This is a genomic window from Oscillibacter sp. PC13 (assembly GCF_900115635.1).
Classification (GTDB): Bacteria; Bacillota; Clostridia; order Oscillospirales; family Oscillospiraceae; genus Oscillibacter.
Genome location: NZ_FOXE01000014.1, coordinates 20,780 through 43,772, shown reverse-complemented (window position 1 = coordinate 43,772; position 22,993 = coordinate 20,780). Strand labels below are relative to the sequence as shown.

Here is a 22,993-nt window from a genome sequence, read left to right as displayed (position 1 = left end):
CACATCAAAACAGCAAAGGAGCGCCTTTTATGACATACGTATTGGTGACACACCTGATCCACGAAGAGGATGATCCCAGCGAGGTCTATTCCGAGCTGGATGAAAACCGCATGGAAGTCCGGCGGCTGGAATTTTATCAAAATGGGATTCACTTTCAATACGGCGAGGAAAACGGAAACTGCGAGGCCCTTGCAAAGGAGCCCTTTCCCGAGGATCCCGGCACGCTGAACCGCCCTGGAGAGATGGCGGCCCAGGTCATTTCCGCCAGAACCTTCTGGGACGTCTGGAACCAGGCGCTGGAAAGCCCCTCCGGCTTCATGGGTATTTTTCTGTGAAAGGAGCGGATTCCTTGAAAACCATCTATCTGGCCGGCGGCTGCTTCTGGGGGATGGAGCGGCTGTACCGGACTTTGCCGGGCGTAACGGAGGTGACCGCCGGCTATGCCAACGGCAGCGATTCCGCCCGCGCCAACTATCCGGCGGTCTGCACCGGCACCACCGGTTTCCGGGAGGCCATCCGGGTGGACTATGACCCGTCACGTATCTCTCTGGAACATCTGCTGTTTGCTTTTTTTGCAGTCATTGATCCGGAGACGCCGGAGCAGCAGGGCCCGGATATCGGCAGTCAATATCAAACCGGCATCTACTGGACAGATCCCGCTGACGAGCCGGTGATCCGCAGCCTCTCCGATTTGGAGGCCGCCCCGCTCTCTTACTTCGCTGTAGAGACAGAGCCGCTGAAAAGCTTTTATCCTGCGGAGGAATACCACCAGCGGTATCTGGAAAAGAACCCCCGGGGATACTGCCACATCGGCACCCGGCGAATTGCCGCCGTGTCCCGCTATCCCTTTTCCAAGGAGCAGTACACCAGCCCCGCCAGACCCCTGCTGCAACGCTGGATGGAGGAACATGAAATTTAGCGTCCGCTTTATAAAAAGGCCGCTGCCGATGATGGCAGCGGCCTTTTTCAGCAGATCTCCTTGTGCGGGGTGATCTCCTCCGGCGGAGGCCTCCACGGCCGCTCCATCTCTCAGTGGGTCAGGAAGAAGGTCAGCGTAAACAGCACGCAGATCACCCAAGTGGCGGGCTTGATCTCCCTGGCTCTTCCGGTAAAAATGGCAATGAATGCGTAAGAGATCAGGCCAAAGGCAATGCCGAAGGAAATACTGTAGGTAAGGGGCATCATGGCCACCGTCAAAAAGGCGGGCACCGCAATTTCAGCAGAGGTCCACTCAATATCCCGCACGCAGTTCATCATCAGCACGCCCACGTAAATCAAGGCTGCTGCGGTGGCGCAGCCTGGGATGAGCTGGGCCACCGGAGAGAGAAACATTGCGATGAAAAAGCACACGGCAGTGGCCATGGAGGCAAGGCCCGTCCGCCCGCCCTCCCCCACGCCGGCGGAGGATTCCACAAAGGTCGTGACGGTGGAAGTACCACAGACGGATCCGGCAGTGGTGGCAATGGCATCTGCCAGCATGGCCTTGTCCATATGGGGCACCTCTCCCTCCGGAGTCAGCAAGCCGCCCCGGGCGCAGGCGCCGTACAGCGTACCCAAGGTATCAAACATATCCACCATACAGAACGCCAGCGCCGTTGTGATGAACATGACGGCAAAGCCGCCCACACCGTTGGCCGCAAGATAGGCGCTGAAGTCAAACCCCTCGGTGAACACCTTGCCGAAGGACAGCTCTGCAAACTCGCCAAAGGCCGCAAGGGGATGGAAGGACAGGCTCTGGGCAAACCCGTCATAGAATCCGGGCACCGTCAGGCCCAGGAGATAGTAGGACGCCGCGCCCCCCAGAATACCGAAAAGCACACTCCCCCTGACGCCGCGCTGACTCATGGCTGCAATCGCCAGGACAGTAAAAAACGTCACCAGCATGGGCATGATTTCTCCCCAGGTAACACCGCCGGAGTAGACGTTAAAGGAGGCCAGCGCCACCTTTGTAGAGGCGTTCCCAACAATCAGCCCCGCATTCTGCAGCCCCAGAAACGCAATGAACAGGCCGATGCCCGCAGGGATGGCCATCCGGACGGCTCCGGGAATGGCGTCAAAAATCTTTTTTCGCAGCCCGGTGACGGTGAGGACAATGAAAATCAGTCCGTCCGTCAGAACCAGCACCAAAGCGTTGGCATAGCTGAGGCCAAGGCCAAAACACACGGTGTACACAAAATAGGCGTTCAATCCCATGCCGGAGGCCTGCGCCAGCGGCAGATTGCTGAGCAGGCCAATCAGAACCGTACCGATCACGGCGGAAATTGCCGTGGCAATATAAACAGCGTTGTAGGTGACCTGACCCTCCAGCTCGGCAAACATTCCGGCGTTGACCATCAGAATATAGGCCATGGCCATAAAGGTGGTGAAGCCCGCCATGATCTCCGTGCGGACCGTGGTTCCGTGCTCCTTCAGGTGAAAAAATTGTTCCATCATATTCCCTCTTCCTTTCTTTTTTACTGTGCAAAAGCATAGCAGCATGGCCATGTGCCATCGAAGGCGGCACGGCCCGAACTTTCAGTGCGTGGACCGGGGACAGCCCACATGCGCGAAACTTCATGCGTCATCGGCTTTGCCTGTTATCGTGGCGCACATCATTGCGCATGAAGCTTTCTGATCAATATTCCCAAAACAGGCAATTGAAACACAGCTCCAGCTGTAAAAAGCCGCCTGTCACAATGGGGCAGGCGGCTTCCTCATTTTTTCCGGTGAAAGAAAACAAGAACGAATCTTTTCTCAGTACGCCAGCTTCTCCCGCAGGTAGTTTTTCAGCTCGCTGATAGGCATCCGCACCTGCTCCATGGTGTCACGGTCACGGACGGTGACACAGTTGTCGCCGGCCTTTTCCGTATCGCCCACCGTGTCGAAGTCCACGGTAACGCAGTATGGCGTGCCGATCTCATCCTCCCGGCGGTAGCGCTTGCCAATGGATCCGGTTTCATCAAAGTCCACCATCCACTCCTTGCTGAGCTCCGCCTGAATCTCCCGTGCCTTCTCGCTGAGCTTTTTGGAAAGGGGCAGCACGGCAACCTTGAAAGGCGCCAGGGCGGGATGGAAGTGCATCACCACACGGACGTCATTTTTGGCCTCGTCCACAACCTCCTCGTCATAGGCCTCCACCAGGAAGGCCAGAACCACACGATCCGCACCCAGGGAGGGCTCCACTACATAGGGGATATAGTGCTCGTTGGTCTCCTGGTCAAAGTAGGTCATATCCACACCGGAGGTCTTCTGATGCTGGGTCAGGTCGTAGTCGGTGCGGTCCGCCACACCCCAAAGCTCGCCCCAGCCGAAGGGGAACATGAACTCAAAGTCGGTGGTGGCCTTGGAGTAGAAGCACAGCTCTTCCGGATCATGGTCCCGGAGACGCAGGTTCTCGTCCTTCATGTTCAGATCCAGCAGCCACTGGTGGCAGAAGTTTCTCCAGTACTGAAACCACTCCAAATCGGTGCCGGGCTTGCAGAAGAACTCCAGCTCCATCTGCTCGAATTCACGGGTGCGGAAGGTGAAGTTGCCCGGCGTGATCTCATTGCGGAAGGACTTGCCGATTTGGCAGACGCCGAAGGGCAGCTTCCGACGGGTGGTACGCTGGACGTTGTTGAAGTTGACAAAAATGCCCTGGGCCGTTTCAGGACGCAGATAGACGGTATTTTTCGCATCCTCCGTAACGCCCTGAAAAGTCTTGAACATCAGGTTGAACTGCCGGATATCGGTCCAGTTGTGCTTGCCGCAGGAGGGGCAGGGAATTTGATGTTCCGCCACAAAGCCGGCCATTTCCTGCTGGGAAAAGGCGTCGATGGGCTTTGGCAGCGTAAAGCTGTTGGCCTCGCACCAGTCCTCGATGACCTTGTCGGCGCGGAAGCGCTCCTTGCACTCCTTGCAGTCCATCAGAGGATCGGAGAAGCCGCCCAGGTGGCCGGAGGCCACCCAGGTTTGTGGGTTCATGAGAATTGCTGCGTCCTGACCCACGTTGTAGGGGTTCTCCTGGACAAATTTTTTCCACCAGGCCTTCTTCACGTTGTTTTTCAGCTCCACACCCAGAGGGCCATAGTCCCAGGTGTTGGCCAATCCGCCGTAGATCTCGCTGCCCGCGAAGATAAAGCCGCGGTTTTTGCACAGCGCCACGACTTTTTCCATCGTCTTCTGCTTGTTATCCATGTTGTTGACTCCTTTTTATCGTTCATTCTGTGAAAACAAAATAAAAAACGCCCCGAGCCTTCTGGCTCAGGGCGAACTTGATAAAGTCCGTGGTTCCACCTGAATTTCCCCGGTAGGGGACACTCTGCCCGGTAACGGCGGGTTCCGGCAGCGCATTTCCGCGCTGCAGCTCCAAGGCGCCTTCTCCCACTCTCCCGTAAGGGCTCGCACCGGCCGCCCCCTCTCTTGTCCGGGAAAAACAGGATACTCCTCCCTGTCATTGCACTTTTGGATATCGTGTGAACTTTATCACGTTTTCCACAGGATGTCAAGATCACAGTGGAGAAAACCATTCAAAACGGATTTTTCCATCATTACCGCAGACAACCAATAATCAATGAAAAGATGGAAAATACTGGCTTGCATTTTAAAAACATTTTGCGGCTTGGCTTATGTCCGCTGTTTTTCAGGCATTATTATTGATTATCTGCGGTAATAACGGAACTTCAAGCAGCTTTATTTGTCATGGCACAGGAAACTTAACATGGGTGATAGCAGTTTATTGCGGAGGGCACAGCATAGAAGACGGCATTGTCTTCCATGCTGCACCTTCCTCCTTCAAAAACCAAAAATTGCACAGCGCTTATCAGAGAACACACGTCAAAAGCATCCTACACACATGCATCATTTTAGCTATTAGCCTTTATTTCTGTGCATTGGCGATTGCGTTAATCAAATCATCGCCGTTCTCTTGAGCGTACTTGTCATATACGCTCTGAGCAGCCTCTTTAAAGGCCAAACGCTCCTCAACAGACAATTCAATGCACTCCACTGTGCCAATATCCAGAATCTTCTGCTTGTAGGCATTGTTTTGCTCCAAAGACCACTGCCACTCATCCATCGTGATTTTTTTGGCCTCGTCAACCAGAATTTGTTGGTATTCCTCCGGAAGGGAATCATACGCCTGTTTGGACACCAGCAGAGGAACCACATCAAATACGTGTGCCGTCTCTGTGATGTACTTTTGTACCTCGTGATATCCCATGGTATAAATATTGCAGTATGGATTTTCCTGTCCATCGATGGCTCCCTGCTGCAGGGCAGTGAATACCTCAGAAAACGCCATCGGAACAGCGTTGGCACCCAGCGCGTTAAAGTGCGCCATATGCCACTCACTCTCCATGGTTCTGATTTTCAGCCCCTTCATATCAGCAGGCGTTGTAACACGCCGATTGGTGGTGGTCAGGTTCCGGTTTCCCATATACCAGCCGGACAGCCACTTAAAACCGGCCTCCTCCAACTCTCCATAAATCTGGCTGAGCACATCGGAGTTATACACGGCATCTGCACCATCCAGTGAAGAGACGTCATCAATTAGGTAGGGCAATTCCATTACGGAAACACTGGGCGCATACCCTCCCAGGTAAGCAAAATTTGGAATGTTCATTTCAATGGTGCCAAACTGCATTCCCTCCAGCGTTTCACGGTTTCCGCCCAGCTGAGAGTTTGGAAAAACCTCAATTACAAAGTTCCCGTCTGTCGCAGCAGCAATATTCTCAGCCATTTTAACGGCAGCTACATGTAAGGAAATATCCTCTGTACAAGTATGTGCGAGTTTCCAGGAAATTTTTTCCACGCCATCATTGTTAGACGCAGCGCCTTCGGTTGAGGGATTGTCCACAGGTGTTTTCTCTGCATCGCTGCTGCCGCAGGCAGTGATAGACAAAACCAATAAACCCGCTAACAGTACACAAACTAAGTTTTTCCATCTTTTCATGCAAAATTCCTCTCCTTTTTGTTAAAATATCTGCTTCCTATGGTAAAATGCGCCAGCATGTGTGCACGCAGATGACACGTTGCTTCATTCGAACTTTTAAGAACCTTCCTTCATCAGCTATCCAGCAGGTTTCCAGCAGAGTCAAAGCGCATGGTTTCAAATCCGCTGCATAATTTCACATCCGGACGATTGCATACACTTTCCCAGTAGCTGCGGCTTACTTGGATATCCGTCATATGCTGTGTATTTCGGATACGAACAATTTTTGCTTGATTGATATCTGCAAGATTCAGCGTTCTCAATGCAATCATCAAAGCGTCATAGTCGTTGTTCATGTATAACGGCATACCGGCGTCTTTAATCATGGTTGCGTTAATCATATTTGTCCATGTGGCATCCCAGTCCACATCACGGACACACCGAAGCGTTGTCACGTCCGCCAACGCCAGTCCAGTCCCATTATGATGACTCTCTTTACTCAGTCCCCGAATAAAAATTCTCTTCACGTCCAAAACCTCGGTTCCAAATCCCGGAAGTCCGCTGCAATGCCTTCCGGTTATATTTGGATCGTGGCCGGCTCCGCTGATATTTTTTCCAATTTCATCAATGATCAGTACATCCATCTGCCGGCCCTTAAAGGTCGCAATTCTCCGCTTTGCAATTTTCAGCAACTCTGCTTCTCTTGTTAAAATATTTTCCGGGAGAATCACCTCCAGCTCGCTGATTTCATCATAAGCGTTTTGAACCACTCCAACGCCAAACATACATTTCCCAGCTTTTAGAAATATCTTGGCAATCTGTAAAATTCGATCACCAAAGCCATCAAACCCCAAAAAATGGACTTCCGAAGCGCCAACGTGGTTTCCAAGACCAATTGCAATCATTTTAACTAAGCCGCTTTCATGGGGAGCCCGGAACTCGCTGTGGGGTTTAATTTTATTAAGGACAACAACCCCGTCGCTCTCAAATGCGTACTTATCACAATAGCACCGTGTCCCATCCGCCAATGTGCCGTACTGTACGACTTCCATGCCAGATAAAACCGGAACGCCTATCTCCTCCTCGGTAATACCCATGTCACGCAGAAATGCGGCCTGTCTTTCTGCAGAACCGTTGCAATGGCTTCCCATGGCAGGAACAATAAAGGGCTTTGCACGCCAGTTTTTCAGTTTGTCACAGATCGTTCGCGCAATCAGCGGCAAATGTGGAATGCCACGACTTCCGACTGTAATAGCGATTCTTTTTCCTGCAAATATAGCGGGATTTGTAATGACAGTTTCCATCTGGGATATAACATGTTCCCTTATATCCGCAATGCTGTCATTTTCATACGTTTGCTGCATATGCGCCATTTTTGGAATTGAAATTCCATCAATCCCCTTTACAACTACTCGATTTTCAGGAAATTCAACAAACACCGAACCGTCTCCTTTCTTTGCAGCCTATTTCCAAAAGCCCGCTTGCAAATGGGCCTTGTTTTCATTATCCATAGTTTAAAACTATGGATAATGAAATAAAAATTAATATTGCATATCATAAAATTAAATGCTATCTTTTTTAATATAAAAAGTTCTCTGCCAAAGATACAAAGCATCTGGTAAATTGCTCTCGAATTTTTTATATTGCAATGTTCATATTAACCTATTTTTAGAACTGTACATCGATATATTTTATTTAAATTTCATGTATTGACTGTAGTGTAGCACAGGAAACTCCTTTTGAAAAATAGTACTTTTCGTAGTTATATCTATAGTTTTATACTATGTAAAAAATGGTGTGGAGGGGATGTTATGACGTTGCAGCAACTGCGATACGTTGAAGAAATTTGCAAATGCGGATCCATTTCTGCAGCTGCGCAAAAGCTCTATATTGCACAGCCAAGCCTCAGTAAGGCAATTCATGAGCTGGAGAATGAACTTCATATTACAATTTTTGATCGTGGCCGCAGGGGAGCCGCCCTCACTTCAGACGGACTTGAATTTTTGGACTACGTAAAAGTAATCCTCCGGCAAACAGAAAATGTGAAAGCCCGTTTTGCAAATAAAAAAGAGCCTTTACGGCTCTCCATCTCTGTGCAGCATTACATTGTTGCAGTTGACGCTATTATTGAGTTTATTAATCACAAATTGGAAAGCACGCCGGACTTTTCCATAAAAATTCGCGATGGCAATGCTTCTCAGGTTATTGATGACGTCGTGTCCGGTTACAGTGAAATTGGCATTATCTGCATTTCAAATCTCAACCGTCACCTGATGAACCGCCTTTTTCAAACCAACGACCTTGTATTCCATTCATTTGGAAAATTCGCGCCGCATGTTTATCTGCGGTGCGGCCATCCGCTTACCGCACATCAGATCCTGACATATGATCTTCTCAAGCCGTATCCTTATATCGTTTATGAGCACGGGGACAACCCACTGAATGTACCGGAGGAATCGGTGATATTGGAAGATAGAAGCAACATGAAATGTATTTGTGTAACCGACCGCTCTACGTCTCTCAGTATCATCCGCAATACAAATGCTTATAATATTGGATCAGGATGCCTGCTGCCGAATATTGTGGGATCCAACATCTGTACCATTCCATTAAAAACCACTTCAGAAAGCATGCAGTTTGGCTGGATAAAGCTAAAAAACATGATGCTGCAGAAGGAAATGATAGAATATATCCACTTAATGGAGCAGACCATTTGTAAATTTTCCAATGTACAAAAAGAATTTTCCTGAATCATACGATCCTTTTAAAGCTGTAAAAAAGCCGTCCGGGAAGTTCCTGGACGGCTTTTCTGCAATTGTTACTTTTTTTCCCGATCGTAAGACACGATCACCCGCCGGTTTGGATCCGTGCCGGTGGAATAGGTGGTGACATTGGGAACGTCCTGCAGCGCCGTGTGAATCACATGGCGTTCATAGGCGTTCATAGGCTCCAGTGTCACGCTGCGATGATATTTTACAACCTTGTTGGCAACCTTTCTGGCCAAATGCTGAAGGCTCTGCTCCCGCTTTTCGCGATAGTTCTCCGCATCCAACTGCACGCGGATGCGGCCGCTTCCGCTGCGGTTTACCGCATAGCTGGTCAACTGCTGGATGGCATCCAGTGTCTCCCCGCGGCGGCCAATCAGCGCACCCAGGTTCTTTCCCTCCAAAATCACCTTATACCGGCCTTTTTCCGGCAGATACACATGGATTTCAGCGGGATTTCCCATCTGTTCCAGCAAACCGGAGAGAAAGGTCTTAATGGCCTGTGCCTTTTCGTCATCCACTTCTTCTCCGCAGGCCACAGGAGCAGGGTTTTCCACAGACTGTGAAACCGAATCCTGCCGGGGCATGGGCTCCAACTTTTTTTCCGGCTTCCGCTCTTCTTTCCGCTCCGGCTTTTTTTCCAGCGCGGGGGTCTCCTTTTTCACAGCCTTGAAAACCGGATCCTGTTTGGGAATGCTCTCCTCTTTTTCTTCACCATGGTAAACGCGAACCTTTGCAGGGCTGCTGCCAAGCCCCAGGAAACCGGACTTGGCGCGTTCCAAAATTTCAACGGACACGTCGTCTCTTTCGAGGCCCAGCTGATCCAGCGCCTTTGCAATGGCCTCATCCTCGTTCTTGCCCGTTACATCAATATACTCTCTCATGCGTAACAAGCTCCTTATTTCGTCTCGTTGTCATCATAGCGGTCCTCTTTGAAGGAACGGCCCCTGGCATAGGGACGGTCTCCCACGCGGCCCGCTTCCGTGGTACTGAATGCCGCCTTTTTTGCCTTGGCGGCCTTAGCAGCCTCTGCGGCTTTCCGCTTGTCCCGCAGGCTCTGCTTTTGGGAGGCCTGCTGGCGCTGCTGCTCCTGCAGGATTTTTGCTTCCTCCATCCGCTTTTGGCGGTCCGCCTGCCTGGCCTGCTCACGGGCGTCTTCCTCAGCCTGCAGCTTCTCATTATAAAACTTGCCCAAAATCAATTCCTGAATAATGGAAAACGCGCTCTGGGCAATCCAGTAAATACCCAATGCGGCGGGCAGAATGAAGCCGATGTAAACAGACATCAGCGGCATCATCCACATCATCATTTTCATTTGTGCGCCGCCGGCGGTATTCTGGGTGCCGCTCTGGTTCATGGAAATTTTGCTGAGCAGAAGGCTCAGGGCGCCGGAGATAATGGGAATCAGAATCAGGCCAATCAAAACCAGGGAAAAACCTTCCTTCAAAGCACTGAAGGCACTGGTGGGCATGGCAGTCAAGTCAATACCCAGGAAGTGATAATCCACATTGACCCAGCCGGCATGCTCCGCGGCAAACTCCGGAAATTTGCTGTTGATGATATTGGAAATTTCAATCTGTTCATAAACGCTGTTGGAGCTGAGGGTAATACCTGCATTTTGAATCAGCGTTCTGGCAGCCTCCAGCACTTCCCGGCCAGCCTCCCGGCCGCCGAAGTTCATGAAATAGACGATGGGCTCCCGGATAATGTAGTACAGTGCCAGAAGGATGGGCATGGGCAAAAAGCTCCACAGACAGCCGCTCATGGGATTGATGCCTTCCTCCTGGTAGAACCGCTGCATCTCCTCTTGCATCTTCAACTGGTTGTTGGCATATTTCTTCTGAATCTCCTGCATTTTGCCGGACATCCGACTCATGCGGATCATGCTCTTCTTGGATTTCATCTGGAAGGGCAGAAGAATCAGCTTAATCACCAAGGTAAAAAGAATCAGGGACATGCCATAGGATCCTGTCAGATTATAAAACAGGCGCAGGATCGCTGCGAAGGGGATACAAATCCAGTATCCAATGGTTGAAAACATAATTGCGTTTCCTCCGATATTTATAATGGGAGTTCACAGAATCTGCGTCAAGGGACCGGGTCGTACCCGCCCTTGTGAAACGGATTGCAGCGCAGGATGCGCTTAAAAGACAGCCAGCCGCCCTTGAGGGCGCCGTATTTTTCGATGGCCTCCAGGGCGTACTGAGAGCAGGTGGGGATATAGTTGCAGCAGCGTGGCCGATAGGGAGAGATTGCCGCCCGGTAAAATTTTACCATGGCAATGAAAACATGTTTCATAGCGCTTTCACCAAATCCAGCTTTCTGCAAAGGCGCAGAAAGGTATCATTCAAATCCGTCCAGGAAGCGGTCAGCGTCCGTCCACGGGCCACCAAAATGATGTCATAGCCGCATTTCAGCTTCTCCCGGTTCAGACGATATACCTCCCGCAGACGGCGGCGGGCCCGGTTGCGGACCACGGCGTGGCCCAATTTCACCGACACCGTAATTCCCAGCCGGTTCCGGCCAAGCCTGTTTTTCCGGCAGTAAATCACCATGCCGCCTCCCACTGCGGAGGCGCCTTTCTGATAAAGCCGCCGGAATTCATAATTTTCCTTCAGTGTATCTGCCCGCTTCATGCTCTACCCCGCCTTGCTTGTCCAAACAGAAACTCAACGAGGGACGGAGGAATCTCAAAAATTCCCGCCGTCCCTGAAGACGTCTGTTCAAGTGTCTCCCGCGCGTTCCGTTTCGATTAGTGGGTCAGACGCGCGCGGCCCTTGGCGCGGCGACGGGCCAGAACCTTGCGGCCGTCAGCAGTAGCCATTCTCTTGCGGAAGCCGTGGACCTTGGAACGATGCAGCTTCTTGGGCTGATAGGTACGTTTCGTTGCCATGTTGAGACACCTCCTGTCAGTATTCCGGCTACCCTTTCGGGCAGCACTTACTCGACGCCGCACCCATTGGGTGTGACGCAGTAAACCTTATATCAGCGTTCTTGTGACGCACCGAATAGTATACAGACTTTTTTAAAATGTGTCAAGAATAACTTGTATTTTCCAGAAAAGCGGGCATTTTGCTCCCATTTCCGGACAGTTTTCAAAATCTTGTGGAATTTAAAATAAAATAGCCCCATATTTAGTTTCACGCCTCCTTTGAATTTTTGTTCTTTATAATTAGAATATGTATTGTGTTTTCATAGTCTTTTTGCTATAATATCATTGTATTATTTTGTCCATTTTCAACTAGAGAGAGGTGTTTCTTTTTGAATTCCGTCGCTGACGTGTGGGACAATGTCCTGCAACAGCTGAAGAAGGAGCTCTCGGAAACCACTATCGCCACCTGGTTCGACGAGCTGGAGGCTGTGGATATCCGCGGCAATACCTTCATTCTGCACTGCTCCAACGACTTCAAGAAGGGCTACATCGAGTCCCTTTTTGTGAAAAATATCAAGGCCTCCCTGCGGGATCTGTTTTCTACGGATTTTGAAGTCCAGATTCTGGATGACCTGGCCTATGCCGAGCTGAACGGCACCGGCGCGAAAAAAAACAACGACCGGTTTACCTATGCGGAGTTTACCTTTGAAACGTTTGTGGTGGGCCCCTCCAACAAGCTGGCCTATGCCGCTTCGGTCTCCGTGGCGGAGCATCCTGCACAAAATTACAACCCCCTTTTAATCTACGGGGACTCCGGCCTCGGCAAAACCCATTTGATCTATGCCATAGCCAACGTGATCCGGCAAAACGACCCCCACGCGAAAATCGCCTATGTAAAGGGCGACGATCTGACCAATGAGCTGGTCGATGCCATCCGGGAGGGTAAAACAGCCGAGATGCGGGAGAAATACCGCCAGGCAGACCTGCTGCTGGTGGATGACGTCCAGTTCATCGCCGGCAAAAAACAGACCCAGGAGGAATTCTTCCATACCTTCAACACCCTGTATGAATCTGGCCGTCAGATTGTACTGACCTCCGACCGTCCCCCATCTGAGATGACGCAGCTGGAGGATCGGCTCCGTACCCGGTTTGAGTGGGGCCTTTTGGTAGACGTGGCCCCTCCGGATTTTGAGACCCGCTTGGCGATTGTCAAAAACAAGGCGGCGCTTTTGGGCATGGAGCTGCCGGACAAGATCTCCGCCTATATCGCGGAAAACGTCACCGCCAACGTCCGGCAGCTGGAGGGCACCATCAATAAAATTCTTGCTTACAAAGATCTCCTTGGAAACGATGCCGATGAGGAGACCGTCACCCGGGCCATGCAGGATATCCTCAAGCGCAGCAACGAATACATCCCAACTCCCGAGGTCATTTTGGAATATATCAGCAAGTATTACAGCCTGGAGGAATCCGTCATCCGTGGCCAGCAGCGGATTCGGGACGCCGTTTCCGCCCGCCAAATTGCCATGTACCTGATCCGCAGTATGACGAACCTCTCCCTGGACGACATCGGAAAGCAGTTTGACAACCGGGATCATTCCACTGTGCTCTATTCCATCAAGCAGGTAGAAAAGCAGATGAAAAAGGATCCGGCCTTTGCAGAAACCGTGAAGGAAATCAAAACCAATATCAACTCCAAGCGCTGATTTTTTTCCACGATCATTGTGGAAAAGAAAAACTTTTCTGTGGAAAACGATCTTTTCAAAACTTCTGTGGAAAAGATGCACGGTTCCTCCACATTCCCTGTGGAGCGTCAAATTCCGACAGCCCAAGGCATTCCTTCCTTTTTCCACAACTTTTTCTTCTATGACTGCTTTTTCTAAAAAAGATGATTTCTTTTCTTTTAATAACAATACATCGACCAACTATCCCAATTGAGAGAGGAAGTTCCAATGATGAAATTTTCCTGTGAAAAAGCGCTGCTGCAAAGCGCCATCGCCGTTACCAGCCGTGCAGTTGCCCAGAAAAGCTCGATTCCGGCACTGGAGGGCCTGCTGCTTCACGCAGATACCCTTTTGACGGTTTCCGGCTACAACATGCAGACCGGTATCCGCACCCGGGTTTCCGCAGATGTGACAGAGGGTGGAGACATTGTACTGAACGCACGCCTCTTCGGCGACATTATCCGCCGGATGCCGGATGACGTGGTCACTCTGACTGCGGATGAAAAGCAGATGGTCCATCTGCACTGCGGTGACGCAGATTTTGACATTCTGGGCCTTTCTGCCGCGGATTACCCTGACCTTCCCGAGGTAGAGGACGAGTATGCCATCTCCATTCAACAGAAAGTTCTGAAGGCCATGATTGAGGAGACAGCCTTTGCTGTGTCCACCAACGAGAGCCGTCCGGTCCATACGGGCGCCCTGTTTGAAATCAGTGAAAAGGGGCTTGCCATGGTAGCGGTGGACGGATTCCGTCTGGCTGTCCGGCGGGAGCCGCTGGAAAAGATTGAAGGCGGCGCCTTTTCCTTTGTCACGCCCGGATCTGCCCTGAACGAGGTGAAGGGTATCTGCGGCGACGTGGAGGATCTGGCCGCTGTGACGCTGGGAAAGCGCCACATCTTATTTGAAGTGGGAGATACCGAGCTGATCTGCCGCCGGCTGGAGGGTGAGTTCCTGGATTATAAAAATGCCATTCCCAGGAAGAACCCCACCACGGTGATTGCTGATACCAAGGCCCTGATTGAGAGCATTGACCGGGTGTCTGTCGTAATTTCTGACAAGCTGAAAAGCCCGGTACGCTGCATTTTCGATCATGACCGGGTGCGATTGTCCGCAAAGACCGGAAACGGTGAGGCAAAAGATGTCTGCCGGGTCTCCGGTGACGGGGGCGGTCTGGAGATTGGCTTCAACAACCGCTATTTGATGGAGGCACTGCGGTACGCTCCTGCGGACACCGTGAAGATTGAGCTGAACACCGGCGTCTCTCCGGCCATCATCGTTCCCACTGAGGGAGAGGAGAACTTCCTCTATATGGTGCTGCCGGTGCGGCTGAAGAGCGCGGAATAAGCGGCTGGCGGTCGAAAGAATAAGGAGTTTTATGAAAACCATTACAATTTCCACTGAATTTATCAAGCTGCAGGATCTTTTGAAATTCGCCAATCTGGTGGAGTCCGGCGGCGAGGCCAAGGAGCTGATCCAGGACGGACAGGTCCAGGTGGGCGGTGCGGTCTGCACCATGCGGGGCAAAAAAATCCGCCCCGGCGATGATGTGTGCTTCGAAGGCGAACATTATACCGTGTCCTATGCGGATTGACAGCCTGGCACTCCAGTCTTTTCGGAACTACCGGGAGCAGACGGCGGTGTTTGATCCGGTGTGCAATGTGATCTTCGGAGAGAATGCACAGGGGAAAACCAATCTGTTGGAGGCGATTGTCTATCTCTCCTGCGGCAAATCCCCCCGGGCCAGATCGGATAAGGAGATGATTGGCTTTGACGCGGGATCCGCCCTGCTGGAGGCCGTCGTTTTTTCCAGGGACCGGAGCTTCCGGGTACGGGCAGAGCTGTTCCGGGACAGGCGGCGAAAGCTGTCGGTCAATCAGGTTCCCGCCAAAAACAGCGCTGCCCTCAGCGAGGTTTCTCACACGGTGTTCTTCTGTCCGGATGACCTGTATTTGATCCGGGATGGGGCAGCTGCCAGGCGGAGGTTTTTGGATACGGCCCTGTGTCAGCTTCGTCCCCGCTATGCGGCGGCGCTGGCAGAGTATAACCGGACCTATGAGCACAAAGTCCGCATTTTGCGGGATGCGGAAGAGCGGCCGGATCTTCTGGCCACCCTGCCGGATTTCAACGAGCGGCTGGTCCGGTTCGGCGCAGTGCTGGTTCATTACCGGGCACAATTTGCCGCCAGGCTCACGGAATGCGCCGCTGTGCACCACAGTCAGTGCTCCGGCGGAAAGGAGCGGCTGGAGATTCAATATCAAACCGTTTCGACAATTGAGGATCCGCTGGCGGATCCAGCGGTTCTTTTGGAGCAGCTGCGATCCCATATGGCAGCCCACCAGCTGGCAGAACGGTCCTCCCGGCTGTGCCTCTCCGGCCCCCATAAGGATGACCTCCTGGTGACTATTGACGGGCGGGACGCCCGGCAGTATGCCTCTCAGGGCCAGACCCGAACGGCAGCGCTGTCCATGAAGCTGGCGGAACGGGAGATCTACAAAAACGCCACCGGAGAGTATCCGATATTGCTGCTGGACGATGTTTTAAGCGAGCTGGATCCCCGCCGTCAGGAATTCGTTTTGAACCGCATCGCAGGCGGGCAGGTGTTCATCACCTGCTGTGAGGATGACCGGCTGCCCCAGATGCTGGGCGGTAGAGTGCTGCATGTGCATGGCGGAGAGCTGATGTAGGCAGGTGATGAACACGCGACCAAGCGGAGCGATGGGAGCCGCACGACAGTGCGTTTTTAATCGCCGCGCCGCAACGCGGCGCATCACCTGCTGTGAGGATGACCGGCTGCCCCAGATGCTGGGCGGCAGGGTGTTGCATGTGCATGGCGGAGAGCTGATGTAGGCAGGTGATGAACACGCGACCAAGCGGAGCGATGGGAGCCGCACGACAGTGCGTTTTTAATCGCCGCGCCGCAACGCGGCGCATCACCTGCTGTGAGGATGACTGGCTGCCCCAGATGCTGGGTGGTAGGGTGCTGCATGTACATGGCGGAGAGCTGGCATGAGCGGAAAGGAAGGGTATGAAGCGTAGACAAATGGGTGCTCTCGGTGCGATACTCAGCGCACTGGTGCTGTCTTTGGAGCTGTTTGGGCTGAAGCTGGTGCAGACCGGCGAAATGGCATCGGGCGCATGGTGCTCAAACCCGCTTTCCTATTTAGCGGAAGAGCCGGTCTGTGGATTGGCCGTGGCCATCAAAGGGCTGGTATTTTGTATTTCTGTAATTTTTATGGTGTGCAGGGATCAGTAGGAGATACTGGAACGCTTTGATTTTATGGCAGAGCGCCATATTCGGAAAAGGAGGCTGGGCGGATGTTTCATGTTCTGTTGGTGCTGCCGGTGATGGCGGCTTTTGGCGCGGCGGCTGGCGCAGTGCTGGTGATTATGGTTGCCCTGCTGTGCGGAGCCTTCCTTTTGGAGCTGCTGCTGGGCCTCTTTTGCAGGACGATCCGCTGGCTTCTGTGGCTGCCGGTGCTCTTTGGCAGTTTGGGTCTGCTGCTTTGTCTGACGGCCGGGGCCTTTCCACTGACCCTGGCGGTCATTCTGGGGTTCTGGGGCCTGTTCGGCTTCATGCTGCTGTGCGGATGGCTGGCAGCCTGGGTGCTGAAGAAAATTTACTTCTGGATCCGCGGTTGATCCCAAAGACGGCTTTGGAAAGGATGGTTCCATGTACCTTCATTTAGGCCAGAACGAAATTGTGTCGGAGCGCCGTATCATCGGCATCTTCGACCTGGACAAATGCAGCTATGGCAAGCGCACCCGGGACTATCTGGCTGCCGCGGAAAAAGAAGGCGTGGTGCTGGACATCTCCGGTGACATTCCAAAGTCCTTTGTGGTCTGTGACCACCCCTATCACCCCCAGATTGTCTATCTCTCCCAGCTGAATTCCACCACGCTGCAGAAACGGGCGGAGAGCCGGAAGCTGGAGCTGTAAAAGGAGGAGTCCTTCATGCAGTTTGCGATCCAGGAGCTTTGGGAAGTTGGCCTGATCCAGGCGATACATTGGCCATCAAGTCCATTGTTTTTTATTTTCTGGTGTTTGTTTGCCCTTGGCGTTTTGATTCAGTGGCTTTTGCTGAAAAAGGCGAAGCGCCTCTGGGTCCGGTGTTCTTTTGCGGCACTGCTGCTGATCGGCCTGGTGGCTGGGGAGATCGGCGTGCAGATGATCACCGGCTTTGAACGGTTGGCACCAGTGTTTTTGTATTGGTTTTGTCTGGCCCTGCTGTTGGGTGCAGCCCTCAGTTGGCTGCTGCACCGTTTTTTTCAGGGCCGCGAAAAATAGTCACCTTATGTAATAAATCTCAGGGCAAGGAGAAACGGGCCGGAAATGGCTCCGGCCCGGCTCTTCTTGCCTTGCAATCGGAAAGGAGTACCTTCATGGCAGAAAATGAAATCCTGAATTCCACCGCCGTCGGCGCGGAAAATGAGTACGACGCCTCGGAAATCCAGGTGCTGGAGGGATTGGAGGCCGTTCGGAAGAGGCCTGGTATGTATATCGGATCCACCTCTACCTCTGGTCTGCACCATCTGGTGTATGAGATTGTGGACAACGCCATCGACGAGGCCCTGGCGGGCTACTGCACGGACATTCTGGTGCAGATTAATCCGGACAACACCATCACCGTAGTGGACAACGGCCGCGGCATTCCCGTGGACATCCAGGCTCAGACCGGTAAGCCTGCACTGGAGGTTGTTTTTACAATTCTGCATGCCGGCGGAAAGTTCGGCGGCGGAGGCTATAAGGTCTCCGGCGGCCTCCACGGCGTTGGCGCTTCCGTGGTCAACGCCCTGAGCGAGTGGCTGGTGGTGCAGGTCCACAAGGATGGAAAAGTCTATGAGATGAAATTTTCCAGGGGTCATATCACCCAGGAGATGACCATCGTCGGCACTACGGACCACACCGGAACCACAGTAACCTTCAAACCGGATCCTGAGATGTTTGAGGACACGGTTTACAACTACGATACCCTCCACACCCGGATGCGGGAGGAGGCCTTCTTGAACGCGGGCCTCCGTATCCGCACTGTAGACACCCGTCCCGGTCAGGAGCAGGAAGACAACATGTGCTTCGAGGGCGGCATCCGGGAGTTTGTCGCCTGGCTGAACCGGAACAAAGAAGCCCTGCATTCGGACGTCATCTACATGTCCGGCATGAAGGGAGACTCTATGGCGGAGGTGGCTCTGCAGTACAACGACGGCTATAATGAGACGATTCTCTCCTTTGCCAACAACGTCCACACGCCGGAGGGCGGCATGCATGAGGAGGGCTTTAAGCGGGCCCTCACTACGGTGCTGAACAATTACGGCAGAAAAGTCAAGATGCTCAAGGACGATGAGAAGGTCTCCGGAGAGGACTGCCGGGAGGGCCTCACCTGCGTCATCTCCGTAAAGCTGACAGACGCCCAGTTTGAGGGCCAGACGAAGGCCAAACTGGGCAACAGCGAAATCCGGACCCTGGTGAATACCATTGTCTCCGATAAGCTGGAGATTTTCCTGGAGGAAAATCCCCAGGTGGGACGGATGATCCTGGACAAGGCCCTGACAGCCAATCGCGCCCGGGAGGCCGCCAAACGGGCAAGGGAGTCCATCCGCCGCAAGACTGCCCTGGGCGGCGCGGCCATGCCCGACAAACTGCGGGACTGCAATGAAAATAACCCTGAGCTCACTGAAATCTACATCGTCGAGGGTGACTCCGCAGGCGGATCCGCCACCCAGGGCCGGGATTCCCGGTTCCAGGCGATTCTGCCCCTGTGGGGAAAGATGCTGAACGTGGAGAAGGCCCGGGCGGACAAGGTCTACGGCAACGATAAGCTCCAGCCGGTTATCACCGCCCTGGGCGCCGGGATTGGCGAGGAGTTCGACCCCGCCAAGCTGCGCTACCACAAGGTGGTCATCATGGCCGATGCCGATGTGGACGGCGCCCATATCCGCACGCTTCTTTTGACGTTCTTCTTCCGGTTTATGCGGCCTTTGATTGAGCAGGGGTATGTGTACTCCGCTGTGCCGCCCCTGTACAAGCTGTCCCGGGGCAAAACCACCCGGGTGGCCTTCTCCGATGAAGAGCGGGATGCCATCTCCGCCGAGATGCGGGGCGGCAACCCTAACGTAAAAATTGACATCAGCCGGTTTAAGGGCCTGGGCGAGATGAATCCCCATGAGCTGTGGGAGACCACCATGGACCCGGAAAAGCGGACGCTGCGGCGCATCACCCTGGATGACGCGGTAAAGGCAGATGAGACCTTTACCATCCTGATGGGCGAGAAGGTGGAGCCCCGGAAGGAATTCATCGAACGAAACGCCAAATACGCCGTGAATCTGGACTATTGAGGAAGAAGGAACGGTCATACTATGAGAAAAATGGGATATGTTGTCCTTTCTGTCCTTTTCTGCCTGACGCTGGCCGCCTGTGGAAGGGCGCCGGCCGAAGAGAGTCCGGAGCAGCCCCCTTCCACAGCCCCCGAGGCCCCTGCGCAGGTCCCTTCTGATACACCTGATACGAAGTCTCCGCAGATGTCCATGCTGACGGAGGAAAACGCCGCTGCCCGGGCAGTTTATACCGACGCACTGAAAAAGCTGCTGGACACCAATGTTCTGCCGGACGGGACCAGTGATTCCAGCGGCTATATCGGAAGTGTTGAGGATAGAAAACGCATGGCGGAAAATCAATTTGCCGTCTGCGATGTGGACAAGGACGGCCGTGAGGAACTGGTGCTGCTGTATACGACGGCCTCCATGGCGGGAATGGCAGGCTTTGTGTACGACTGCGACACGGAGACAGGAACCTTACGAAACCAACTGACGGAATTTCCGGCCCTGACATTTTATGAAAATGGCGCCGTAAAGGCAGACTGGTCCCATAACCAGGGCAAGGCCGGAGATTTCTGGCCTTACAACCTCTACACCTATGATGCGGATACCGACAGCTATCAGCAGGTCGGCTCGGTGGACGCCTGGGATAAGGCGCTTGTTCCGGAGGATTATCCAAGCTGGATTGATATCAGCGGCAGCGGATTCGTCTACTATCTCTATCAGGATCTGGCCTCCCAATGGGATACGCTTGATCCGGTGGACGAGGCAGACTATCTGGCATGGCTTGACACGTATCTCCAGGACGCCGCGGAAATGGCGCTTCCATGGGAGGATCTGACAGCGGAACATATCCATGCCATGCAGACACCGGGCTGATAAACCACGCCCATATAAATGCTTTTGAAAAAGAAAGGCTGTTTTTGAATGAGTAAAAAACCACAGTACGATCCGGAGGAGATCCGGTACCCCGATCAAAAAATCGAGGTATCCCCTCTGGTTCCCGAGATGGAGAAATCCTATATTGAATACGCCATGAGCGTCATCGTGGGCCGGGCTCTGCCGGATGTGCGGGACGGATTGAAGCCGGTACACCGCCGGATTCTCTACGCCATGTACGAGGATAATCTGACCGCTGACCGGCCCTATAAAAAATCCGCTACCTGCGTGGGCGACGTGCTGGGCCGGTACCATCCACACGGCGACGCATCGGTGTACGATGCCCTGGTCCGTCTGGCCCAGGACTTCTCCATGCGCTATCCTCTGGTGGACGGCCACGGCAACTTCGGATCCGTGGATGGCGATCCCCCCGCTGCCTACCGGTACACGGAGGCAAGAATGTCCCGTCTGTCCGATGAGATGCTGCGGGAGATTGAAAAGGATACCGTGGACTGGGACCCCAACTTTGATGAGACCCGGAAGGAGCCCCGGGTGCTTCCTTCCCGATTCCCCAACCTGCTGGTAAACGGCTCTTCCGGCATTGCCGTGGGCATGGCCACCAACATCCCGCCCCACAACCTGCGGGAGGTCATCGGTGCGTGCATCTGCGTGCTGGACAATCCGGAGGCCCAGCTCTCCGACCTGATGCAGTACGTGAAGGGGCCGGATTTCCCAACAAAGGGCATCATCATGGGCCGCAGCGGTATCCGGGCAGCCTACGCCACCGGCCGCGGCCGGCTGGTGATCCGCGCCCGGCACGAGTTTGAGGAGTTCGGCAAGGACCGCATCCGCATCATTATCACGGAAATCCCCTATCAGGTGAATAAGCGGATGCTGATCAAGAATATGGCAGAACAGGTGGAGGACAAGCGGCTGGAGGGGATCTCCGACATCCGGGACGAATCCGACCGCAACGGCATGCGCATTGTCATCGAGCTGAAGCGGGACGCAAACCCCCAGGTGGTGTTGAACCGCCTGTTTGCCCAGACCCAGCTGCAGACCACCTTTGCCATCAACATGCTGGCCCTGGTGCAGAACCAGTCCCAGCCCAAGATCCTCTCCCTGCGGCACATCATTGATGAATACCTCGCCTTCCAGGAGGAGGTCATCATCCGCCGGACGAAGTACGACCGCCGCAAGGCCATGGAGAGGGCCCACCTGCTGGAGGGACTGCTGGTGGCCCAGGACAACATTGACGAGGTCATCAAAATTATTCGCTCCAGCTATGATAACGCCAAGGAGCGCCTGTGCGAGCGGTTCGGGCTGGATGACATTCAGGCCCAGGCCATTCTGGATATGCGATTGAAGGCGCTGCAGGGGCTGGACCGGGAGAAGCTGGAGGCAGAGTACAAGGAGCTGGAGGAGAAAATCGCTTACTTCGACAAGCTGCTGGCGGACGATCAGCTGCTCCGGCAGGTACTGAAGGAGGAGCTGCAGGCCATTGCCGACAAGTACGGCGATGACCGGGTGACAGAGATTCAGGATGTGGAGGACGAGATTGACATCGAGGACCTCATCGAAGAGGAGGAGTGCGTATTCACCCTGACCCAGGCCGGCTACATCAAGCGGACGCCGGTCAGCGAGTATTCGGCCCAGTCCAAGGGCGGAATGGGAAAGAAGGGCATCACCACCCGGGAAGAGGATGTGGTGGCTGACGTGTTCACCGCCTCCACCCATGACTATATCCTCTTCTTCACGGATACGGGCAAGGTCTACCGGAAGAAGGGCTATCAGATTCCCGAGTCCGGCAAGGCGGCCAAGGGCACCAATATCATCAATATTCTGCAGGTGGAGCCCGGTGAACGGGTGCAGGCGATGATTCACACCCGGAATATTGAGGATGAAGAAAACCGGTTTTTGTTCATGGTCACCCGGAACGGTACGGTGAAGCGGCTGCCGGTGGGGACACTGAAGAATTTGCGGAACAACGGCATCCGGGCCCTGCGGATGGATGAAGGAGACCAGCTGATGACTGTCCGGGAGACGGATGGCTGCCAGAGGATTCTGATCGCCACCCATGACGGCATGGCAGTGTGCTTTGAGGAAACCGATGTCCGGCCCATGGGCCGGGACGCCATGGGCGTCCGGGGCATCCGCCTGCGCCAGGGCGACTATGTAGTCGGCGCTGCCCGCGCCCAGGAGGGAAAGACGGTCCTTTCCATTACAGAGCGGGGCTACGGCAAACGTACCCCCGTGGAGGAGTACCGTATTACCAACAGGGGCGGCTTGGGCATCAAGAACTACATGGTCACGGAGAAGACCGGCCCGGTGGTCGGCATCAAGGTAGTGGACGGCAGCGAGGATTTGCTGCTGGTCACCCAGGCAGGCATTTTGATCCGCACGGCTGTGGAAAACATCCGGATTGCCGGCCGCTCCACCCAGGGTGTCATTGTCATGCGCTTCAAGGAGGAGGGCGATCAGGTGATCTCAATGGCCCTCACCGACAGGGACGAGGCAGAGGAGACGGAAACCAGTGTGGAACCGGAGGCATAAG

At 53.7% G+C, this 22,993-nt stretch carries 25 protein-coding genes and 1 other annotated feature; of the genes, 16 read left to right on the top strand and 9 right to left on the bottom strand.

The window, feature by feature from the left end:
* Positions 1-29: 29 nt before the first annotated feature.
* Both BMZ81_RS09520 and msrA read left to right on the top strand, forming a co-directional pair.
* Complete coding sequence (locus BMZ81_RS09520) at positions 30-335, top strand: DUF6881 domain-containing protein (protein ID WP_091131375.1); 306 nt, start codon at positions 30-32, stop codon at positions 333-335.
* A gap of 14 nt (positions 336-349) precedes the next feature.
* Positions 350-919, top strand: a complete 570-nt coding sequence (gene msrA / locus BMZ81_RS09515) for a peptide-methionine (S)-S-oxide reductase MsrA (RefSeq protein ID WP_091131374.1) — start codon at positions 350-352, stop codon at positions 917-919.
* 110 nt (positions 920-1,029) lie between these two features.
* On the opposite strand, the gene BMZ81_RS09510 is transcribed toward msrA, so the two are convergent.
* From BMZ81_RS09510 to BMZ81_RS09495, 4 genes are all read right to left on the bottom strand, one after another.
* On the bottom strand, positions 1,030-2,433 hold the full coding sequence (locus BMZ81_RS09510; RefSeq protein WP_091131371.1) for an NCS2 family permease: 1,404 nt from the start codon (positions 2,431-2,433) through the stop codon (positions 1,030-1,032).
* Positions 2,434-2,733: 300 nt separating this feature from the next.
* Positions 2,734-4,155 (bottom strand): glycine--tRNA ligase, encoded by a 1,422-nt coding sequence (locus BMZ81_RS09505; protein WP_091131369.1) that lies wholly within the window; start codon positions 4,153-4,155, stop codon positions 2,734-2,736.
* 64 nt (positions 4,156-4,219) lie between these two features.
* Positions 4,220-4,424: a binding site (T-box leader), on the bottom strand.
* A gap of 413 nt (positions 4,425-4,837) precedes the next feature.
* Complete coding sequence (locus BMZ81_RS09500) at positions 4,838-5,911, bottom strand: TRAP transporter substrate-binding protein (RefSeq protein WP_091131367.1); 1,074 nt, start codon at positions 5,909-5,911, stop codon at positions 4,838-4,840.
* Positions 5,912-6,024: 113 nt separating this feature from the next.
* Positions 6,025-7,329 (bottom strand): nickel pincer cofactor-dependent isomerase, group 22, encoded by a 1,305-nt coding sequence (locus tag BMZ81_RS09495; protein WP_091131364.1) that lies wholly within the window; start codon positions 7,327-7,329, stop codon positions 6,025-6,027.
* A 372-nt stretch (positions 7,330-7,701) separates the two neighbouring features.
* Here BMZ81_RS09495 and BMZ81_RS09490 point away from each other — a divergent pair, with 372 nt between their 5' ends.
* On the top strand, positions 7,702-8,640 hold the full coding sequence (locus BMZ81_RS09490) for a LysR family transcriptional regulator (protein WP_091131362.1): 939 nt from the start codon (positions 7,702-7,704) through the stop codon (positions 8,638-8,640).
* Between the two features lie 68 nt (positions 8,641-8,708).
* Here BMZ81_RS09490 and jag read toward each other — a convergent pair whose 3' ends face one another.
* The 5 genes from jag to rpmH form a co-directional block, all read right to left on the bottom strand.
* Complete coding sequence (jag, locus tag BMZ81_RS09485) at positions 8,709-9,539, bottom strand: RNA-binding cell elongation regulator Jag/EloR (RefSeq protein ID WP_091131359.1); 831 nt, start codon at positions 9,537-9,539, stop codon at positions 8,709-8,711.
* Positions 9,540-9,553: 14 nt separating this feature from the next.
* Positions 9,554-10,696 carry a YidC/Oxa1 family membrane protein insertase gene (locus tag BMZ81_RS09480; protein WP_091131356.1) on the bottom strand — a complete coding sequence of 381 codons (1,143 nt, stop codon included), beginning with the start codon at positions 10,694-10,696 and terminating at the stop codon, positions 9,554-9,556.
* 47 nt (positions 10,697-10,743) lie between these two features.
* On the bottom strand, positions 10,744-10,953 hold the full coding sequence (gene yidD, locus BMZ81_RS09475; protein WP_091131354.1) for a membrane protein insertion efficiency factor YidD: 210 nt from the start codon (positions 10,951-10,953) through the stop codon (positions 10,744-10,746).
* Complete coding sequence (gene rnpA / locus BMZ81_RS09470; protein WP_091131352.1) at positions 10,950-11,291, bottom strand: ribonuclease P protein component; 342 nt, start codon at positions 11,289-11,291, stop codon at positions 10,950-10,952. The genes yidD and rnpA overlap by 4 nt, the downstream gene beginning before the upstream one ends.
* 116 nt (positions 11,292-11,407) lie before the next feature.
* Positions 11,408-11,548, bottom strand: coding sequence for a 50S ribosomal protein L34 (rpmH, locus tag BMZ81_RS09465; RefSeq protein WP_091131350.1), 141 nt, complete (start codon positions 11,546-11,548; stop codon positions 11,408-11,410).
* A gap of 368 nt (positions 11,549-11,916) precedes the next feature.
* On the opposite strand from rpmH, the gene dnaA reads away from it, so the two are divergent.
* The 13 genes from dnaA to gyrA all read left to right on the top strand — a co-directional run bounded on the left by dnaA (position 11,917) and on the right by gyrA (position 22,992).
* Complete coding sequence (gene dnaA / locus BMZ81_RS09460) at positions 11,917-13,233, top strand: chromosomal replication initiator protein DnaA (RefSeq protein WP_091131347.1); 1,317 nt, start codon at positions 11,917-11,919, stop codon at positions 13,231-13,233.
* A 246-nt stretch (positions 13,234-13,479) separates the two neighbouring features.
* Positions 13,480-14,595, top strand: a complete 1,116-nt coding sequence (dnaN, locus tag BMZ81_RS09455; RefSeq protein WP_242942611.1) for a DNA polymerase III subunit beta — start codon at positions 13,480-13,482, stop codon at positions 14,593-14,595.
* A 31-nt stretch (positions 14,596-14,626) separates the two neighbouring features.
* Positions 14,627-14,842 carry an RNA-binding S4 domain-containing protein gene (locus BMZ81_RS09450; RefSeq protein WP_091131343.1) on the top strand — a complete coding sequence of 72 codons (216 nt, stop codon included), beginning with the start codon at positions 14,627-14,629 and terminating at the stop codon, positions 14,840-14,842.
* Entirely contained in the window at positions 14,832-15,935 is a 1,104-nt protein-coding gene (recF, locus tag BMZ81_RS09445) for a DNA replication/repair protein RecF (protein ID WP_091131342.1), read from the top strand. The genes BMZ81_RS09450 and recF overlap by 11 nt, the downstream gene beginning before the upstream one ends.
* Before the next feature lie 4 nt (positions 15,936-15,939).
* Complete coding sequence (locus BMZ81_RS14085; RefSeq protein ID WP_177187271.1) at positions 15,940-16,098, top strand: hypothetical protein; 159 nt, start codon at positions 15,940-15,942, stop codon at positions 16,096-16,098.
* A 4-nt stretch (positions 16,099-16,102) separates the two neighbouring features.
* Positions 16,103-16,261, top strand: a complete 159-nt coding sequence (locus BMZ81_RS14080; protein WP_177187270.1) for a hypothetical protein — start codon at positions 16,103-16,105, stop codon at positions 16,259-16,261.
* Between the two features lie 15 nt (positions 16,262-16,276).
* Positions 16,277-16,504: a hypothetical protein gene (locus BMZ81_RS09440; protein ID WP_143072762.1), complete on the top strand. Its 228-nt coding sequence runs from the start codon at positions 16,277-16,279 to the stop codon at positions 16,502-16,504.
* 62 nt (positions 16,505-16,566) lie between these two features.
* Positions 16,567-16,890: a hypothetical protein gene (locus BMZ81_RS09435; RefSeq protein ID WP_091131337.1), complete on the top strand. Its 324-nt coding sequence runs from the start codon at positions 16,567-16,569 to the stop codon at positions 16,888-16,890.
* A 31-nt stretch (positions 16,891-16,921) separates the two neighbouring features.
* Complete coding sequence (locus BMZ81_RS09430) at positions 16,922-17,188, top strand: extracellular matrix regulator RemB (protein WP_091131335.1); 267 nt, start codon at positions 16,922-16,924, stop codon at positions 17,186-17,188.
* Positions 17,189-17,203: 15 nt separating this feature from the next.
* Positions 17,204-17,536, top strand: coding sequence for a hypothetical protein (locus tag BMZ81_RS09425; RefSeq protein WP_091131331.1), 333 nt, complete (start codon positions 17,204-17,206; stop codon positions 17,534-17,536).
* Between the two features lie 95 nt (positions 17,537-17,631).
* Positions 17,632-19,581 carry a DNA topoisomerase (ATP-hydrolyzing) subunit B gene (gene gyrB / locus BMZ81_RS09420; RefSeq protein WP_091131330.1) on the top strand — a complete coding sequence of 650 codons (1,950 nt, stop codon included), beginning with the start codon at positions 17,632-17,634 and terminating at the stop codon, positions 19,579-19,581.
* 21 nt (positions 19,582-19,602) lie between these two features.
* Entirely contained in the window at positions 19,603-20,439 is an 837-nt protein-coding gene (locus BMZ81_RS09415) for a hypothetical protein (protein WP_091131327.1), read from the top strand.
* A gap of 48 nt (positions 20,440-20,487) precedes the next feature.
* Entirely contained in the window at positions 20,488-22,992 is a 2,505-nt protein-coding gene (gene gyrA, locus BMZ81_RS09410) for a DNA gyrase subunit A (RefSeq protein ID WP_091131325.1), read from the top strand.
* The last annotated feature ends 1 nt before the right edge of the window (position 22,993 follow it).

Coding starts and splice junctions, on each gene's coding strand:
- BMZ81_RS09505 (WP_091131369.1), bottom strand. CDS start 4,155: ATGGATAACAAGCAGAAGACGATGGAAAAAGTCGTGGCGCTGTGCAAA.
- rnpA (WP_091131352.1), bottom strand. CDS start 11,291: ATGAAGCGGGCAGATACACTGAAGGAAAATTATGAATTCCGGCGGCTT.
- BMZ81_RS09430 (WP_091131335.1), top strand. CDS start 16,922: ATGTACCTTCATTTAGGCCAGAACGAAATTGTGTCGGAGCGCCGTATC.
- BMZ81_RS09450 (WP_091131343.1), top strand. CDS start 14,627: ATGAAAACCATTACAATTTCCACTGAATTTATCAAGCTGCAGGATCTT.
- BMZ81_RS09500 (WP_091131367.1), bottom strand. CDS start 5,911: ATGAAAAGATGGAAAAACTTAGTTTGTGTACTGTTAGCGGGTTTATTG.
- rpmH (WP_091131350.1), bottom strand. CDS start 11,548: ATGGCAACGAAACGTACCTATCAGCCCAAGAAGCTGCATCGTTCCAAG.
- BMZ81_RS09425 (WP_091131331.1), top strand. CDS start 17,204: ATGCAGTTTGCGATCCAGGAGCTTTGGGAAGTTGGCCTGATCCAGGCG.
- BMZ81_RS09520 (WP_091131375.1), top strand. CDS start 30: ATGACATACGTATTGGTGACACACCTGATCCACGAAGAGGATGATCCC.
- gyrA (WP_091131325.1), top strand. CDS start 20,488: ATGAGTAAAAAACCACAGTACGATCCGGAGGAGATCCGGTACCCCGAT.
- BMZ81_RS09435 (WP_091131337.1), top strand. CDS start 16,567: ATGTTTCATGTTCTGTTGGTGCTGCCGGTGATGGCGGCTTTTGGCGCG.
- BMZ81_RS09490 (WP_091131362.1), top strand. CDS start 7,702: ATGACGTTGCAGCAACTGCGATACGTTGAAGAAATTTGCAAATGCGGA.
- recF (WP_091131342.1), top strand. CDS start 14,832: ATGCGGATTGACAGCCTGGCACTCCAGTCTTTTCGGAACTACCGGGAG.
- dnaN (WP_242942611.1), top strand. CDS start 13,480: ATGATGAAATTTTCCTGTGAAAAAGCGCTGCTGCAAAGCGCCATCGCC.
- jag (WP_091131359.1), bottom strand. CDS start 9,539: ATGAGAGAGTATATTGATGTAACGGGCAAGAACGAGGATGAGGCCATT.
- BMZ81_RS09440 (WP_143072762.1), top strand. CDS start 16,277: ATGAAGCGTAGACAAATGGGTGCTCTCGGTGCGATACTCAGCGCACTG.
- BMZ81_RS09510 (WP_091131371.1), bottom strand. CDS start 2,433: ATGATGGAACAATTTTTTCACCTGAAGGAGCACGGAACCACGGTCCGC.
- BMZ81_RS09415 (WP_091131327.1), top strand. CDS start 19,603: ATGAGAAAAATGGGATATGTTGTCCTTTCTGTCCTTTTCTGCCTGACG.
- BMZ81_RS09480 (WP_091131356.1), bottom strand. CDS start 10,696: ATGTTTTCAACCATTGGATACTGGATTTGTATCCCCTTCGCAGCGATC.
- yidD (WP_091131354.1), bottom strand. CDS start 10,953: ATGAAACATGTTTTCATTGCCATGGTAAAATTTTACCGGGCGGCAATC.
- gyrB (WP_091131330.1), top strand. CDS start 17,632: ATGGCAGAAAATGAAATCCTGAATTCCACCGCCGTCGGCGCGGAAAAT.